This window comes from Flavobacteriales bacterium, assembly GCA_026129465.1.
GTDB lineage: Bacteria > Bacteroidota > Bacteroidia > Flavobacteriales_F > PHOS-HE28 > PHOS-HE28.
This window is the reverse complement of the sequence record JAHCIA010000001.1, coordinates 3,301,055-3,316,749: the sequence shown is the minus strand read 5'-3', so window position 1 is coordinate 3,316,749 and position 15,695 is coordinate 3,301,055. Positions and strand designations below refer to the sequence as shown.

Annotated in this window: 14 protein-coding genes; 5 read left to right on the top strand and 9 right to left on the bottom strand. The window is 62.7% G+C overall.

Annotated elements, in window-relative coordinates:
* Positions 1-50: 50 nt before the first annotated feature.
* Positions 51-2,288, bottom strand: coding sequence for a catalase/peroxidase HPI (gene katG, locus KIT10_13990; GenBank protein MCW5900373.1), 2,238 nt, complete (start codon positions 2,286-2,288; stop codon positions 51-53).
* Between the two features lie 325 nt (positions 2,289-2,613).
* Between katG and KIT10_13985 the strand changes: the two genes are divergently transcribed.
* Positions 2,614-3,795 carry a T9SS type A sorting domain-containing protein gene (locus KIT10_13985; GenBank protein MCW5900372.1) on the top strand — a complete coding sequence of 394 codons (1,182 nt, stop codon included), beginning with the start codon at positions 2,614-2,616 and terminating at the stop codon, positions 3,793-3,795.
* A 78-nt stretch (positions 3,796-3,873) separates the two neighbouring features.
* A complete protein-coding gene (locus tag KIT10_13980; GenBank protein MCW5900371.1) occupies positions 3,874-4,488 on the top strand; it encodes a hypothetical protein in 615 nt (204 codons plus the stop codon).
* Between the two features lie 179 nt (positions 4,489-4,667).
* Here KIT10_13980 and KIT10_13975 read toward each other — a convergent pair whose 3' ends face one another.
* Positions 4,668-6,164 (bottom strand): hypothetical protein, encoded by a 1,497-nt coding sequence (locus KIT10_13975; protein MCW5900370.1) that lies wholly within the window; start codon positions 6,162-6,164, stop codon positions 4,668-4,670.
* 270 nt (positions 6,165-6,434) lie between these two features.
* Between KIT10_13975 and KIT10_13970 the strand changes: the two genes are divergently transcribed.
* A complete protein-coding gene (locus tag KIT10_13970; GenBank protein MCW5900369.1) occupies positions 6,435-7,022 on the top strand; it encodes a hypothetical protein in 588 nt (195 codons plus the stop codon).
* Positions 7,023-7,088: 66 nt separating this feature from the next.
* Entirely contained in the window at positions 7,089-7,517 is a 429-nt protein-coding gene (locus tag KIT10_13965) for a hypothetical protein (protein MCW5900368.1), read from the top strand.
* A gap of 400 nt (positions 7,518-7,917) precedes the next feature.
* Here the strand turns inward: KIT10_13965 and KIT10_13960 are convergent, their stop codons facing one another.
* The 4 genes from KIT10_13960 to carB form a co-directional block, all read right to left on the bottom strand.
* Positions 7,918-8,313 carry an IS5 family transposase gene (locus tag KIT10_13960; GenBank protein MCW5900367.1) on the bottom strand — a complete coding sequence of 132 codons (396 nt, stop codon included), beginning with the start codon at positions 8,311-8,313 and terminating at the stop codon, positions 7,918-7,920.
* Positions 8,244-8,684: a transposase gene (locus tag KIT10_13955; GenBank protein MCW5900366.1), complete on the bottom strand. Its 441-nt coding sequence runs from the start codon at positions 8,682-8,684 to the stop codon at positions 8,244-8,246. The genes KIT10_13960 and KIT10_13955 overlap by 70 nt, the downstream gene beginning before the upstream one ends.
* A 95-nt stretch (positions 8,685-8,779) precedes the next feature.
* The gene (locus KIT10_13950) at positions 8,780-9,466 is read right to left on the bottom strand and encodes a hypothetical protein (GenBank protein MCW5900365.1); all 687 of its coding nucleotides are present in this window, start codon (positions 9,464-9,466) and stop codon (positions 8,780-8,782) included.
* Between the two features lie 18 nt (positions 9,467-9,484).
* Positions 9,485-12,295, bottom strand: coding sequence for a carbamoyl-phosphate synthase large subunit (carB, locus tag KIT10_13945; protein MCW5900364.1), 2,811 nt, complete (start codon positions 12,293-12,295; stop codon positions 9,485-9,487).
* A 230-nt stretch (positions 12,296-12,525) separates the two neighbouring features.
* On the opposite strand from carB, the gene KIT10_13940 reads away from it, so the two are divergent.
* Positions 12,526-13,347, top strand: a complete 822-nt coding sequence (locus tag KIT10_13940) for an alpha/beta hydrolase (GenBank protein ID MCW5900363.1) — start codon at positions 12,526-12,528, stop codon at positions 13,345-13,347.
* On the opposite strand, the gene KIT10_13935 is transcribed toward KIT10_13940, so the two are convergent.
* The 3 genes from KIT10_13935 to rpmH all read right to left on the bottom strand — a co-directional run bounded on the left by KIT10_13935 (position 13,348) and on the right by rpmH (position 15,673).
* The gene (locus tag KIT10_13935) at positions 13,348-14,145 is read right to left on the bottom strand and encodes a hypothetical protein (GenBank protein ID MCW5900362.1); all 798 of its coding nucleotides are present in this window, start codon (positions 14,143-14,145) and stop codon (positions 13,348-13,350) included.
* The gene (locus tag KIT10_13930; protein MCW5900361.1) at positions 14,142-15,383 is read right to left on the bottom strand and encodes a hypothetical protein; all 1,242 of its coding nucleotides are present in this window, start codon (positions 15,381-15,383) and stop codon (positions 14,142-14,144) included. Before KIT10_13930 ends, KIT10_13935 begins: the two co-directional genes overlap by 4 nt.
* Before the next feature lie 134 nt (positions 15,384-15,517).
* Positions 15,518-15,673 (bottom strand): 50S ribosomal protein L34, encoded by a 156-nt coding sequence (gene rpmH, locus KIT10_13925; protein MCW5900360.1) that lies wholly within the window; start codon positions 15,671-15,673, stop codon positions 15,518-15,520.
* Between the last annotated feature and the right edge of the window lie 22 nt (positions 15,674-15,695).

Below are 15,695 nucleotides of genomic sequence, written 5' to 3'. Positions count from 1 at the left end.
GAAGGCGGCCCGACAGGACCGCCTTCTTCGCATTCAGGTCTTGGGGCCGCTTACTTCCTCAGGTCGTAGCGGTCCAACTCCATCACCTTCACCCAGGCCTTCACGAAGTCCCTCACGAACTTCTCCTTCGCATCGGCCTGTGCATAGACCTCGGCGATGGCGCGCAGCTGGGAGTTGCTGCCGAAGACCAGGTCCACGCGGGTGCCCGTCCACTTGCGGTCGCCGGTCTTGCGGTCGTGGCTTCCGTAGATGCCCTCCTCACCGCTCTTTGGGGCCCAAGCGTTGCGCATGTCGAGCAGGTTCACGAAGAAATCGTTGGTGAGCTGGCCCACCCGATCGGTGAACACACCGTGTTTGCTGCCGCCGGTATTCGCACCCAGCACGCGGAGGCCACCCAGGAGCACCGTCATCTCCGGCGCGCTCAGGGTGAGCAGTTGTGCACGGTCGATCAGCATCTCCTCGGGGGGCACGCTGTAGGTCTTCTTCAGGTAGTTGCGGAATCCATCGGCCTGCGGCTCCATCACGGAGAAACTCTCCACATCGGTCTGCTCCTGGCTGGCGTCGCCACGGCCCGAGTTGAAGGGCACCGTGATGTTGAAGCCCGCATTCCTGGCGGCCTTCTCCACCGCAGCGCTGCCACCCAGCACGATCAGATCGGCCATTGAGACCTTCTTCCCACCTGAGTTGAATTCAGCCTGGATCTTCTCCAGCGTGCCGAGCACCTTGCCCAGCTGCGCGGGATCGTTCACCGCCCAGAACTTCTGGGGAGCGAGCCGCACGCGCGCACCGTTGGCGCCACCGCGCTTGTCGCTACCGCGGAAGGTGGAGGCCGAGGCCCAGGCTGTGGCGACGAGTTCGCTCACGCTCAGACCGCTCGCGAGGATGCTGCTCTTCAGCGCGGCCATATCGCTATCGGCGAGCTTGGTCCCGGCAGGTATGGGGTCTTGCCAGATCAGGTCCTCCTTGGGCACTTCAGGGCCCAGGTACAGGGCCTTGGGCCCCATGTCGCGGTGCGTGAGCTTGAACCAGGCGCGGGCGAAGGCGTCGGCGAAGGCCTGCGGGTCCTTGTGGAAGCGGCGCGAGATCGGTTCGTAGATCGGGTCGAAGCGCAACGAAAGGTCGGCCGTGGTCATCATCGGCGGATGCTTCTTGTTGGGGTCGTGCGCGTCCGGGATCATGTGCTCCGGCCTGCAATCCTTGGCCACCCATTGATGCGCACCGGCAGGGCTCTTGGTCAATTCCCATTCGTAGCCGAAGAGCATGTCGAAGTAGCCGTTGTCCCATTTCGTGGGGTTCGGCTTCCAAGCGCCTTCGAGACCGCTGGTGATGGCATCGCCACCCTTTCCGCTGCCGTACGTGCTGAGCCATCCGAAACCCTGCGCTTCGATGGGTGCGCCTTCCGGAGCGGGACCCACATGCGAATCAGGACCGGCACCGTGCATCTTGCCGAAGGTGTGTCCACCGGCGGTGAGCGCCACGGTCTCCTCGTCGTTCATGGCCATGCGCTTGAAGGTCTCGCGCACATCGCGGCCGCTGGCCACGGGGTCGGGATTGCCGTCGGGGCCCTGCGGATTCACGTAGATCAGGCCCATCTGCACGGCGGCGAGGGGCGCCTCCAACTCACGGTTGCCGGTGTAGCGGCTGTTGGGCTTGTCGCTGGTGGCGAGCCACTCGGCCTCGGCACCCCAGTAGATGTCCTCCTCGGGAGCGAAGATGTCCTCGCGTCCACCACCGAAACCGAAGGTCTTGAAGCCCATGCTCTCCAGCGCCACGTTGCCGGCCAAGATGAAGAGGTCTGCCCAGCTAAGGCTGTTGCCGTACTTCTGCTTGATGGGCCAGAGCAGGCGGCGCGCCTTGTCCAGGTTGCCGTTGTCGGGCCAGCTGTTCAGCGGGGCGAAGCGCTGATTCCCAGTGCCGGCACCGCCACGGCCGTCCGCCGTACGGTAGGTGCCCGCTGCGTGCCAGGCCATGCGGATCATCAGGCCGCCGTAGTGGCCCCAGTCGGCGGGCCACCACTCCTGCGAGTCGGTCATCACTTTCGTGAGATCCGCCTTCACCGCCTTCAGGTCCAGCTTGGAGAAGGCCTCGCGGTAGTTGAAGTCCGGGTCCATGGGATCGGACACGGGCTGGTGTTGGTGCAGGATGCTCAGGTTCAATTGCTCGGGCCACCAGTCTCGGTTGCGCATGCCTCGGCCCGCCACAGGGTGTCGCATGGCCCCGTGGAGCACAGGGCATTTGCCGTTGCCATTCTGGCTGGCGACGGTCTCGGGTTTGGTTTCGTGTGCCATGGGTATGGTGTTGTTGTCTTGGGGGGATCGCGAAGTAACGATCAATGGTATTTATGGCGTCGATGACTTCATCGAGTGGGGCTATGGTACCGATGTTCCCGACCGGAATGGCCCCTTCTCAGGGATCGTGAAGGACGGAATTTCAACGGCGCCGGGCCATGAGCAACATCAGGCCGCCGCACATGCGCGGGAACGGTCCGGCGCCGATGGGGAGAGCCCGGTATCGCGCAGTTTCACACGGCCGGAGACCTGGTCCATGGAACGATAGTTGGCGTGGACATACGGGCATCGCGGTCCTACCTTTCGAATGCTAGCACGTACCCCCATGAAAACATATCCACCCCGCCTGTCGCACACCGGAAATGTGCCATGGACAGCTGTCCTGGTCCTTGCGTCCACATCGTTGTTGGGCGGCCCTGGCCATGCCCAGACCCTCACCGCCGAGTTCACCGGCGCCGGCTACACCATGCTGGACCTCGGCAGCATCACCGACCTGCCAACGAACTATGGCGGCCTGACCATCCGTTCCGACCAGCCCAACACCCTCTACATTGGCGGTGCGGCGAACCAGATCACCGGCGCCGTCTATGCGGTCCCACTCGTGCGCGATGCTGTCACGAACAGCATCATTGGCTTCGCGGGTCCGGCCACCCACTTCGTGGACGCCCCTTACATCGATGGCGGCCTCACCTTCACCCCTGGCGGCACGTTGCTCTTCACCCAATACCCCATCAATGCCATGGGGCAGATCCTTCCCGATCAAACCTACGTGAGCAGTGCACTTACGCCCCTTGGGGTCATTTCCTCGGTGGGCAGCCACGCCTTCGTGCCCAATGGGTTCCCTGGCGCCGGCGACCTGATCGTCGCCTCGTACAACCAATGGGCGCTATACGACCTGCCGAACACCATCGACGCCAATGGCATGTATACGTTCTCCGCGCCCACCGCCCAGGTCGATGTGAGCGGGACCGCTTCGGGACCCGAGGGCATCGCATACGTGCCACCCGGCTCCGCGGCATTCATCGGCCCATCCATGGTCATTTCCGCCTATGGCTTGGGCAAGGTGGTGGCCTATGAAGTGGATGCCAACGGGATGCCCGTCACCTCCTCGGCGCGCGACATGGTCACCGGCCTCACCGGCGCCGAAGGCGCATGGATCGACCCCGTCACCGGCGATTTCCTGTTCTCCACATTCGGCGGTGGCAGCCGCGTGATCCGTGTCTCCGGATTCGAGGCGCCCTCGGGCATCGCGCCCACCGACAACGAACAGGCGTCGTTCACCGTCCATCCGAACCCTTCCCAAGGCCAGTTCCAACTTTCCTTCTCCGATGCCGGCGGGGTGGTCCAGGTGGAGGTCGTCGACCCACTGGGCGCCACGGTGCATCATGCGGCGATCGCCAACGGCCCGCAGCACACGATCGACCTGAGCGGACATGCGGCGGGTGTCTACGCCATCCGGGTGCGGCGCGATGGAACGGAGCAGGTGAAGCGCGTGGTGCTGGAGTGACCAGTGGTAGGGTGTTGACCGAAGGGCCGGATCCCGGCCCAGGCGGCCCGCTATTCGGTAAAATGCGACCTTGCCGCCATGCGCCTCCTCCTCCCCATCGCCTTCGGCATCGGTCTGGTGCTGAAACTGCTGCACCTGCCCTTCCACACCATACTCCTGCTGGCCGTTCTGGGGGTGGGGCTCATCTGGTGCGTGATGCGGCTGCTGCGTGGCACGGACAAGGCCGCTGCTTGGGCCGCACTGGCCATATGGGGCTGGGCCGCGCATCTGGTGGCCCTGCTCAAGCTATTCCCCTTCCGCAACGCCACGCTGGTGCTGGCCATCGCCCTCAGCGGCATCGCCCTGGTGATCGCCATGCGCGCACGGCCGATGCCCACACGCCGCTTGTTATGGATGGCGGGCGCATCCCTTGTGGTGCTGCTCACCATGGCCATCCCCACTGCGGACCGATACCACTTCACCAACCTGCGCTTCAGCCTGGAACGAGACACGGACTTTGTGAGCTGGGACAAGTACAGCTTCTTCCTCCTGCGCGAAGGCCGTACCCAGGAAGCCCTCACGGCGAACAGCGCGGCCGTGGAAGCCGCGATGAAGGACCAGGACGAAGCGGCTGCGGATCTGCTGCACGCCCGCCGCGGGGCCATTGAGCAGGATGCCTGGGAGCGGTACACGCCCTTGATGCACGGGCATTAGGGAAGCGGGAGCGGGTGTTGTGGCTAGCGGTCGCGCGTCGCAGGCCCAATTGCCGGAGAAGGGGGTCTTCCGCTCTTCACGGCCCATGACCAGCACCGCGCTCAGGAACGGCTCAAGCGAAGGACCTCCAACTTGGGCCTACCGGATACCTGAGGCGGAAACGTTCCTGTGGGTCGACCCTATCGCGGTTCCAACACCACGATGCGTTGCGTCCCCAGGTGATCACAGATGTACGGGCCGGGCGACAGATCGGAGACATCCACCACGGTGCGGCCACCGGCAGTGATCCACTGATCCAGGACCAGGCGGCCGCCGGCATCGAAGAGGCGGAAACGACCACCTGCAACGCCACCGTCCACGGTCAACTGCCCGCTGCAAGGATTCGGATAGATCATCACCTGCGCGGCACCCTGCTCGTGGATGCCGACATAGGTGTAGTCCAGCACGATCTCACAGCCGTTCCCATCGGTCACGGTAACGGAATACGAGCCGCTCCATCCCGGCTGCGTGGTCATTTCCGTGGATCCATTGCTCCAGGAATAGGTGTACGGCTCCGTGCCGCCGCTCACATTGGCTTGGAGCAGGACCGTTCCGTTGTCATCGGTCTCGAAAATGGTGCCCTCCAACGGTTCAGGATCGTTGAGCACCACGCTTTGTTGGGACACGCAACCATTGCCATCGGTCACGGTGACGGTATACTGCCCGGCGGCGAGACCCGACTCGGTCATCCCACTCCCACCGCTGCTCCAGGCGTAAGTGAATGGGCCTTCGCCGGTGGGCGTGATGGTGATGCTGCCATTCCCATCGCCAGCGCACTGCGGATCGTTCGCGAGGGTGTTCAGCACGGCGCCGGTGCCGAACGCGATGCTCATGCCCTGGTAGCCGCCGGGATCGAACTCATAGCCATAGCGGAAGCGGGATACGCCACCGGCGGTCATCCTGAACTCGGAGTGTTCAGCGCCCGACAGGTTCAGGTCGATCGCGTACACCGTTGGGCTGCCCGTGGGGAAGGTGGTGCTGAAACCGGTTGGCGGGGTGGAGACCGTCGCCGTCGTCGAGTAGTTCAGTTCCGCGCTGAATCCGGGGTTGGAACCCGGATTGATACCGGTGAAGTTGATGGAGTTCAACGACCAGCCGGTACTCGAAGCATCCAGTATCTCGAACGAGAGCCATTCGTAGAGGTCAGCGCCGTTGTTATACAAGGTCTCCAGGCTGGCCACCGTGATGTTGGTGGGGAAGAGGTTGCCCAGGATGTTCGTGCGGGCACCGGTCAGGGCCTGGTCGGCGATGATGCGGAACTCATAGAGGAAACCGAACCAACCACCTATGCGGTCCGTGGACCCGAGGGGCAGAAACGGTGAGTTGAGCGTGCCGGTCACGTTGAAGCCGTTCATCGTGCCGTTCGGGTCGTGGGCGATGTGTTGTACACGCACCCAAAGGTTCTTCCCCGCGCAATCCAGCACCGGGTAGTACACCCCGGCGGTGAACAGGGGGTGCTGCGGAGGAGCACTGTTGTAATTGAACGAAGCGAGGGAAGTGCCTGAAGCGGTCAGCGTGGCCCCTGGCGAACCCGTCGGCTCCGAGGCGAGGAAATACTCGGTGCCGTAGAAATTGAACTCCTGGGCGGTAGTTGCACCGGCCAGCAGAGCCAGGGCCAGGGTAAGATGGGTTCTCATGGTCATTTTGCGTCACGCAAAGGACGCCCGTCTGACCCTGCCACCCGCACCCACTTTAGTAGAGTGGGACACTACGCACGGCAAGGGCAAGCTGATGTCCGAGGCTACGCATGTACGCGGGCAGCGGACGGAGAGCTGAGGTTGGAGAGTCAAGCGTCGCTGGCTCGCAGCAGCAGGGGATACATCCATCGCAACCCCAGACCTCCGCAGGGTCTCCCGAGGAACGAGGGGACCCTGCGCCTCGAGGCCATAATGGTCTAACTTGCCCGTATGGCCACCCGAAGACTGCGCAACAAGCCTGGGGCAGTGTACTTCGCCACCTTCACATGCTACCAGTGGCTACCGCTGTTCATGGAGACCAATGGCTACGACCTGTTCTACAACTGGATGCACGTGGCCCACGGGAAAGGCTTTCGGTTCCTGGGCTATGTGATCCTGCCCAACCACGTACACTTCATCATCCGCGTGCCGGAAGCGGGTCAGCTGAACAGCACCTTGGCCAACGGCAAGCGGTTCATGGCCTATGCCATCATCGAGCGCCTGCAAAAGGCCAGCCGCAACGACCTGCTCCAACGGCTGGGCGAGGGCCTGCGCCCCAGCGACCGGGCCAGGGGGCAAAAGCACCGCGTGTTCGACACGTCCACCGACCTCATCGAGCTCTTCAGCGCACGCATGATCGAGCAGAAGCTGCGCTACATCCATGCCAACCCCGTAAGCAAACGCTGGCGCCTGCACGATGACGCCGTTGAGTACCCACACTCCAGCTTCGCGTTCTACGTGCGCGGCGAGAACCGTTCCGCGCCACTTACTCCCTACCAGGAGTTCGGTTATCTTGGCGGGAAAGGAGCGCCATGGTGAGGCCGAGCAGTTCGTCGTTTAGGCGCAGGGTCCCCTGCGGGAGACCCTGCGGAGGTTGGAGGCTATGTGATCCTGCCCAACCACGTACACTTCATCATCCGCGTGCCGGAAGCGGGTCAGCTGAACAGCACCTTGGCCAACGGCAAGCGGTTCATGGCCTATGCCATCATCGAGCGCCTGCAAAAGGCCAGCCGCAACGACCTGCTCCAACGGCTGGGCGAGGGCCTGCGCCCCAGCGACCGGGCCAGGGGGCAAAAGCACCGCGTGTTCGACACGTCCACCGACCTCATCGAGCTCTTCAGCGCACGCATGATCGAGCAGAAGCTGCGCTACATCCATGCCAACCCCGTAAGCAAACGCTGGCGCCTGCACGATGACGCCGTTGAGTACCCACACTCCAGCTTCGCGTTCTACGTGCGCGGCGAGAACCGTTCCGCGCCACTTACTCCCTACCAGGAGTTCGGTTATCTTGGCGGGAAAGGAGCGCCATGGTGAGGCCGAGCAGTTCGTCGTTTAGGCGCAGGGTCCCCTGCGGGAGACCCTGCGGAGGTTGGGACGAAGCGGCTGCGGATCTGTTGCGGGCGCGACGGAACGCCATTGAGCAGGATGCCTGGGAGCGGTACACGCCCTTGCTGCACGGGCATTAGGGACATGGGAACCAGGGGGATTTGATCACAGATCACCAAGACGTAGTCCAGGATGAGGAGCTCCAATGAGAAGGACCACGGATCGAAGATCCGCGGGAGCGGGGGCCTACTTCATGATTCGGACTATCTCTTGCAAGAGCACATCGAGATCATGTCTGAAGTTCACCTGAACTGGGGTCGGCAGATTCTCACGGATGCGGATCGGTGTATGCAAGTACGAGTCTGCAATCTTCCGACTAGAAGCCATCTCAAAATAGTTTGCGCATGAGGATCATGGCACAAGCGAGCTGGACGAAGCCCAGGAAGTTGATGCTGTGATACTCGTAGCGGACCACAGTACGCCTGAAGTTGTTGAGCCAGGCGAAGCATCGCTCCACCTTCCATCTCCGCTTGTATCTGCGAAGCTCCCTTCCATCTTGGGATTTTGAACGCCCTGCGCGGTTCGGTGCGATCATGCGGACCTTCCTGCGCTTGAGCTTGCGATCGAGCTGATCGCTATCGTAGGCCTTGTCGCCGATGAGCACTTGGGGCAATTCTTCCATGAAACGCGCGGCCAGCGTTTGGGTCACGAGCTTCACTTCGTGGGTGCTGGCTCCGAAGGTCCGTACGGCGATAGGAAGACCAGCAGCGTCTGTGACGACCATGATCTTGGTGCCTTTACCTCGCTTAGTCGGGCCGATATGGAGCCCCCTTTTTTGGCACTGGAGAAGGTGCCATCGATGAAGCATTCTGTGATGTCGATCTTCCCTCTTCGTTTGAGGTCCTGCGCCAAGGCCCACAGCACCTTGTCCCATACGCCCTGCTGACACCAGCGCTGGAAGTACCGATGGCACGACTGGTAAGGAGGGTAGCGCGGTGGAAGATCCTGCCATCTGGCTCCTGTCCGGCAGATCCATAATACCCCATTGAACACCTCCCGAGCATCCAGTGGCTTCCTGCCACGCGTCTCGGTCCTCTCTTGAATAGGTGAGAGCAGGTCCTTGACCGCTTCCCACTGGGCGTCCGTGCAGTCCATCGTTTTGGACATCGAAAGAGGACATGCACGGTGAAAGGATCAAGACCCTCCCTTCTTCGGTTGTCAAACGCCCGTTGTTCATGGCTCAGGACACCTCAACTATTTTTGAGATGGCCTCTAGACTTGTCAAGATTGTTCATGCTGTCCTTGAAGCTCTTCGAACCGTAGGCTCCACATACCTCGGCGAAGGAACTCTTCCCAAAAACTGGAGGCACATGATCTATGATGGCGCGGACGAGCATTGGGATCGACAGCAACGATTGATGAGCGTGAGCCATGTTCAATTCCCTCAGCAGTTGAAGGAGCTTCGAAAAATCGAACTGGCCTGAGGCGAGCTTCTCTATCTCGTTCAGGCGGCCGAGATCCACATAGTGTCCGTCCGCCGGTGTACTAGCTTTTAGCTTCAACCCACCCTGCTTGCCAGTAATAAATGACCTCGTCACGTCCTGCCCAAATTTGTCCAGAACCTTCAATGGAACAAACGGTTCTGTCCCATACAGGTTGGAGCCCGCCAGCCTGTTCTCCACACAGAACTTGAGGAGTGAATTACCCGGAAACTTCTCGCGCTGATCGTGGGTGTACACGCGAATTTCCCAGATGTTCTGAATGAAGTACTTCTTTCCGTCCAACAGGATGTCTGCCTCTCCACTATCAAAGGCTACAACAATCCCGTCCAAGTCGCTCCTTGAGAGATCCAACAGGCTGTAGGACCGCATCTGTGTCTTGATGAAGACATTGAAACGCTGATTGGCAAGCGCTCCATCGTTCTGATTCCCTTCCATGCGGTCTGGCTATCCGGGCTACCTACTCAAGTACATACTCCTCTCCCCATACACCTGCCTGAAGAACGGATCCTTCAGGTCCTTGATGAAGTAGATCGCCTCACCGGTCGACTTCATCTCAGGCCCAAGTGACTTATCGACGTTCGGGAACTTGTCGAAGCTGAAGACGGGTACCTTGATCGCGTAGCCATCTAGCCGCGGCTTGAATTGGAAGTCCTTGAGCTTGGCGCCGAGCATCACCTTGGTGGCCCAGTTCACGTAGGGCTCGCCGTAGGCCTTGGCGATGAAGGGCACGGTGCGGCTGGCGCGGGGGTTGGCCTCGATCACGTACACCACCTCGTCCTTGATGGCGAACTGGATGTTCACCAGGCCCACGGTGTGCAGGGCCAGCGCGATCTTGTGCGTGTGCTCCCGGATCTGCTGGATCACCTTCTCGCTGAGGTCGAAGGGCGGGAGCACCGCGTTGCTGTCGCCGCTGTGGATGCCCGCCGGCTCGATGTGCTCCATGATGCCGATGATGCGCACCATCTCACCGTCGCAGATGGAATCGCTCTCCGCCTCGATGGCGCCGTCGAGGAAGTGGTCGATGAGGATCTTGTTGTCGGGCATCAGGCGCAGGATGTCGAGCACCTGGTCCACGAGCTCCTCCTCGTTGATCACGATCTTCATCTTCTGGCCGCCGAGCACGTAGCTGGGGCGCACCAGCAGGGGGAAACCGAGCTCGCGCGAAAGGGCGATGGCCTCCTCCGCAGTGCGCACCGCGCCGAACTTCGGGTATGGGATGTTGAGGTCGCGCAGCAATGAGCTGAAGCGCTCGCGGTCCTCGGCCATGTCCAGCGCGGCGTAGCTGGTGCCGATGATCTTGATGCCGTACTTCTCCAGTTTCTCGGCGAGCTTCAGCGCGGTCTGCCCGCCGAGCTGCACGATGACGCCCTCGGGCTGTTCGTGCAGGATGATGTCGTAGATGTGCTCCCAGAACACCGGCTCGAAGTAGAGCTTGTCGGCCGTGTCGAAGTCCGTGCTCACGGTCTCCGGGTTGCAATTGATCATGATGGTCTCGTAGCCCAGCTCCTTGGCCGCGAGTACGCCATGCACGCAGCAGTAATCGAACTCGATGCCCTGGCCGATGCGGTTGGGGCCACTGCCGAGCACCACGATCTTCTTGCGGTCGCTGCGCACGCTCTCGTTCTCCTCCTCAAACGTGCTGTAGTAGTAGGGCGTCTTCGCGGGGAACTCACCGGCGCAGGTGTCCACCAGTTTGTACACGCGCTTGATGCCGAGCTCGTTCCGCTTCTTGTACACCTGGCTCTCCAGGCAGCCGAGCAGGTGCGCCACCTGGCGGTCGGCGTAGCCCTTCTGCTTGGCCTCGAAGAGCAGGTCGCGGGGAATGGTGTCGAGCGTGTACTTCTCCACCTCCTTCTCGGTCTTGATCATGTCCTCGATCTGCTTGAGGAACCAGATGTCGATCTTGGTGAGGTCGTGGATCTTGGCGAAGGGGATACCGAGCTTGATCGCATCGTACACGTGGAAGAGCCGGTGCCAGCTGGGATTGGCGAGGCTTTCGAGCAGCACGTTGGGGTCGGTGGTCTCCTTGCCGTCTGCACCCAGTCCGTTGCGCTTGATCTCCAAACTCTGACAGGCTTTCTGCAGCGCTTCCTGGAAGCTGCGGCCGATACCCATCGTCTCGCCGACGCTCTTCATCTGCACGCCGAGGCGGCGGTCGCTGCCCTCGAACTTGTCGAAGTTCCAGCGCGGCACCTTCACGATCACGTAATCGAGCGTGGGCTCGAAGAAGGCGCTGGTGCCGGTGATGGGGTTCTCCAGTTCATCAAGACGGTAGCCGATGGCGAGCTTGCTGGCGATCTTGGCGATGGGGTAGCCCGTGGCCTTGGAGGCGAGCGCGGAACTACGGCTTACACGGGGGTTGATCTCGATGGCGTAGATCTCCTCCTTCTCATCGGGGCTCACCGCGAACTGCACGTTGCAACCGCCCGCGAAGTCGCCGATGGCGCGCATCATCTTGATGGCCTCGGTGCGCATGCGCTGGTAGGTGCGATCGCTGAGGGTCATGGCCGGCGCCACGGTGATGCTGTCGCCGGTGTGGATGCCCATCGGATCGAAGTTCTCGATGGAGCAGATGATGGTGACGTTGTCGTCCTTGTCGCGCAGCAGCTCCAACTCGTACTCCTTCCAGCCGAGCAGCGCCTTGTCGATCATCACCTCGTGGATGGGGCTGATCTGCAGGCCGTGCTTCAGCAGCTTGTCGAACTCGGCGGGGTCTTTCACGAAGCTGGCACCCGCACCACCCAGGGTGTAGCTGGCGCGGATCACCAGCGGGAAGCCGAACTCCTGCGCCACCTTCTTGCCTTCGAGGAAGCTGGTCACGGTCTTGCTGGGCGCCATGGGTACGCCGATGCTTTCCATAAGCAGGCGGAACTTCTCGCGGTCCTCGGTGACGTCGATGGCCTTGGTGTCGACGCCGATCATGCGCACACCATGCTCCTTCCAGATGCCGAGTTTCTCACACTCGATGCCCAGGTTCAGCGCCGTTTGGCCGCCCACCGTGGGCAGCACCGCGTCGATCTTGTGCTTCTTCAGGATCTCCTCGATGCTCTGGGGCGTCAGCGGCAACAGGTACACGTTGTCCGCCGTGACCGGATCGGTCATGATGGTGGCCGGGTTGCTGTTGATCAGCGTGACCTCGAGGCCTTCATTGCGGAGGGAACGTGCTGCCTGGCTGCCGGAGTAATCGAACTCACACGCTTGGCCGATGATGATCGGTCCACTGCCGATGAGCAGGACCGACTTGATGCTGGGGTCTTTGGGCATGTCCGGTAGTTGGATACCGGAGCGCAAATGTACCCGCGCAGCGGGTGCGGGGCCCTGGTTGTGGAAAAGGCGGGGGGATCGTGGAGAACTGCGGAAGAAGACCACAGCGGCACGGGGACGCGGAGATGCACAGCGAACGAAGAAGCTACTGGGGTGCGCACTCGTTTCTTTGCCGCCGGGGCAGGAATCGCCCTGAGGACCCTGTGGCTCTGTGGTCTTCATACTGGAACATGGTCTCCTATTTCACCCACGGCCCCACCCTCGCCTACCGCACCTACGGACACGGCCCCCTGCCGCTGCTGGCCTTCCACGGCTTCGGGCGCACCGGCGAGGACTTCCACATCCTGGAAGGGCCGCTGGGCGGACTGTGCACCATTTACGCCTTCGACCTGCACTACCATGGCAACAGCCCTTCGGAACCGATCCGGGCCGAAAGGCCCTACACGCCGCAGGAGTTGGCCGACTATTTCACGGCGTTCATGGACCACCTTGGTGCGGACAAGGTGCTGCTGCTGGGCTACAGCTTCGGCGGGCGCACCGTGCTCAACCTGCTGGAACAGGTCCCCCTCCGGGTGGAACGGGCCTTCCTGGCCGCGCCCGATGGGCTGAAGACGCGCCCCTGGTACCGCGGGCTGGCCACTTCGCGCTTCGGAAGATGGCTGTACAAGCGTTTCATCACCCATCCGCAGCGCATCCACGCCGTCATCCATCTGCTGAAGGCCATCCGCCTGATGAATGAGCGCATGCACCGCTTCCTCATCGGGCAAACGGACACCATCGAGAAGCGCCGGCTGGTGCACGATGTGTGGCTGAGTTACCGTCGCATCGAGCCCGACCTGGCCACGGTGGCCGCCAACGCGGAACGGCGCGGCATACCGGTCCACCTCTTCTTCGGGGAGTTCGACCGGGTGATCCCCGGCAGGCTGGGCCAAAGGCTGCGGAAGCACGCTCCGGAGACCGTCAGCATCCAGCATCTTCCACTGGGCCATGTGCTGCTGACCAGCGAACTGGGTATGGCCATCGCCACGCTGCTCGGTGCGGGTCGATCCTGATCAGGCGTCGCGCGGCGGTAAACTGCCTTCCAGAAGGCGTTGCTCCACCACGGCGCGCAACAAGGGGTGCATCACATAGTACTGGTCAAGCGGCGACACGGGGCCGGGTTGCGGCCGCCAACTGGCATCGCCACGCAAGAGCGCCACCACCGCTTCGCCCACGAGCCGGTGCCCTTGAAGAAAGGCGTGGTCGCGCGCGGCGGCGATGGTGGTGATGCCCGTCGGCGGGTCGATCGGCCGCTGCAGGAGGATGTCGCCGGTGTCGATGCCGCGATCGATCCGGTGGACGGTGGCCCAGAGCGGCTCCCCGTGGAAAAGCGCCCACTCCACATTGTTCATGCCTCGGAAGCGCGGCAGCTTCGACACGTGCACATTGAGCAGGACGACCTCACGCATTCCCAGCACCGGCCCGCGCACCAGTCCACTGTTGCACACCAGCGCCAGCGGCCCCGCTCCGCGCAACGCGTTCAGGCAGGAGCGCGATGTGATGTCCCCGGTGGTCACGATCCGCGCAGCTCCGAGGAAGCGCTTCGCATCGGCCACTTCCCTATCGATGGAGGCCAGGGCATCCGCGCGCCGCTCCGCGCCTGATGCTTTCGACAGCAGCTGCCGCAACGCACCGGAACGGTGGGTGTCCAGTGTGCGCCAGAGGCCCCGCAGCCGTTTCCAAGTGCCGAACCATGGACCGCCGCCGTGGTGGATCACCACATCAGGTGTCACGCCCGCACGCAACAGCGCGGCCAGTTGCACCAGGAAGTAGCGGTCGCCAAGGTCGTAGGTGGTGATACCCGCTTTCATCGCTGGGCCATGATCGCGTCGAGGCGTTCTTGCTCCAAGGAGAGCGCATCCACAAGATACTTCGTGGCCCAGTTGGGGAAGGCGAAGGGCTCGTATCGACCCCAGATGGGGAAGGATCCCGGCAGGGCGCCGCGCGTGTCGGGGTGCTCCTGCGCGCCTCGATCCACGATGGCGATCAACTGGTCGTTCAACTTGAGCGCCGCATTGAGGTATTGGACGTCACCGGAGATGCGGTGGAGCTTCAGCCAAACAATGGCCAGTTGCGCGCAACCGGTGGGTATCATGTGCTCCGATCCCCGCCAATCCTTGTCGAAACGGCCATGTAGCGTCTTGCGGCGGTTGAAGGTCCCGAACAGGTCGTCGGCACCCTTCCGGGCCGCGGCGATGTAGCGCTCCTCGCCCAGCAGCTCTCCGCAGTCGATCAGTCCGTCCAGCGTGTAGGCGATGGTGTGCAGGATGGGCCGCTGGTTGTGCTTGAGCGTATTGTCACAATCGCGGAACCACCCGTTGGCGGTGAGGCCATGCGCCAGGATCCACTCCAGGTCGCGTACGGCGGTCGCTTTGAAGCGTGCTTCGCCCGTGGCGCGGTGGGCCAGCAGCAGGGGCGCCGCCACATAGCTGTCGTACACCCTGGCCACGCCCATGAAGGCATGCTTCCGCCAGGCACCATCAGGGTCCTGCAGGTCGCACAAGCGCTCACAGCCGCGCCGAGCCGTATCCAGGTATACAGCGCTTCCGGTCGCTTCATGCGCAGCGAGCAGGCCGCGCACCACTTGGGCGGAGTTGAAGACCACCTCCGGCTTTCCATCGGCCACGTAGCCGCCCTGCCAGCCTCCGCTGGGCAGTTGCAGCGCCACCAGGCGATCGGCAGCTGCCAAGGCGCGGGCCCGGACATGGTCATCACCGGTCCGGCGGGCATGGTCCAGCAAGGTGGGGATGATGTAGCCCGTGGTCTCCACGTAGGTGCTGGTCCAGCCCTCCACCAGGCGGTGTGTGGCGAAGCCCATGTCGCCGGTGGCCTCCTGGGCGCGCAACAGCCAGCGAACGGCGGCCTCACGCGCAGCGGCCCGCTCCTCGCGGCCATAGGTCCTGGTGGACCATGGGATGATGGTGGTGTTGGACCGCATCCTGGGTCCGAGCAGCCAGCGCTTCACATCCAGCCACACCAGCCGCCGGGTCTTGCCCACGAAGACCGCATGGCCGAAGTAGCGCAGATAGCGGATCAGGCTCTTCACCATGGCCGATGCGGAAGATCACCGTGGATCAGCCATGACGGACTGCCGCAAGCCCAATGGGCATAACGGAAGTTCGGGACCAAGACCGCAAGACCGCGGCCCGGGAGCGGCCCTGGCAAGGGACCACCCATGGAGGCTTACTTGTGGGAGGCCTCGTCGCTCACCGTGAGCTTGTGGCGGCCCTGCCGGCGGCGGCTGGCCAGCACGGCACGGCCGGCGGCAGAGCTCATCCGCGTGCGGAAACCGTGCTTGTTCGCGCGCTTGCGCTTGCTGGGCTGGTAGGTGCGTTTCATCGCCGCTGAACTTGGAAAGGAC

Bases quoted from the DNA above. Each gene is read 5' to 3' on its own strand.
- KIT10_13935 (MCW5900362.1), bottom strand. From the start codon at position 14,145: ATGAAAGCGGGTATCACCACCTACGACCTTGGCGACCGCTACTTCCTG.
- KIT10_13930 (MCW5900361.1), bottom strand. From the start codon at position 15,383: ATGGTGAAGAGCCTGATCCGCTATCTGCGCTACTTCGGCCATGCGGTC.
- KIT10_13970 (MCW5900369.1), top strand. From the start codon at position 6,435: ATGGCCACCCGAAGACTGCGCAACAAGCCTGGGGCAGTGTACTTCGCC.
- katG (MCW5900373.1), bottom strand. From the start codon at position 2,288: ATGGCACACGAAACCAAACCCGAGACCGTCGCCAGCCAGAATGGCAAC.
- KIT10_13960 (MCW5900367.1), bottom strand. From the start codon at position 8,313: ATGGTCGTCACAGACGCTGCTGGTCTTCCTATCGCCGTACGGACCTTC.
- KIT10_13955 (MCW5900366.1), bottom strand. From the start codon at position 8,684: ATGGACTGCACGGACGCCCAGTGGGAAGCGGTCAAGGACCTGCTCTCA.
- KIT10_13975 (MCW5900370.1), bottom strand. From the start codon at position 6,164: ATGAGAACCCATCTTACCCTGGCCCTGGCTCTGCTGGCCGGTGCAACT.
- KIT10_13980 (MCW5900371.1), top strand. From the start codon at position 3,874: ATGCGCCTCCTCCTCCCCATCGCCTTCGGCATCGGTCTGGTGCTGAAA.
- rpmH (MCW5900360.1), bottom strand. From the start codon at position 15,673: ATGAAACGCACCTACCAGCCCAGCAAGCGCAAGCGCGCGAACAAGCAC.
- KIT10_13950 (MCW5900365.1), bottom strand. From the start codon at position 9,466: ATGGAAGGGAATCAGAACGATGGAGCGCTTGCCAATCAGCGTTTCAAT.
- carB (MCW5900364.1), bottom strand. From the start codon at position 12,295: ATGCCCAAAGACCCCAGCATCAAGTCGGTCCTGCTCATCGGCAGTGGA.
- KIT10_13940 (MCW5900363.1), top strand. From the start codon at position 12,526: ATGGTCTCCTATTTCACCCACGGCCCCACCCTCGCCTACCGCACCTAC.
- KIT10_13985 (MCW5900372.1), top strand. From the start codon at position 2,614: ATGAAAACATATCCACCCCGCCTGTCGCACACCGGAAATGTGCCATGG.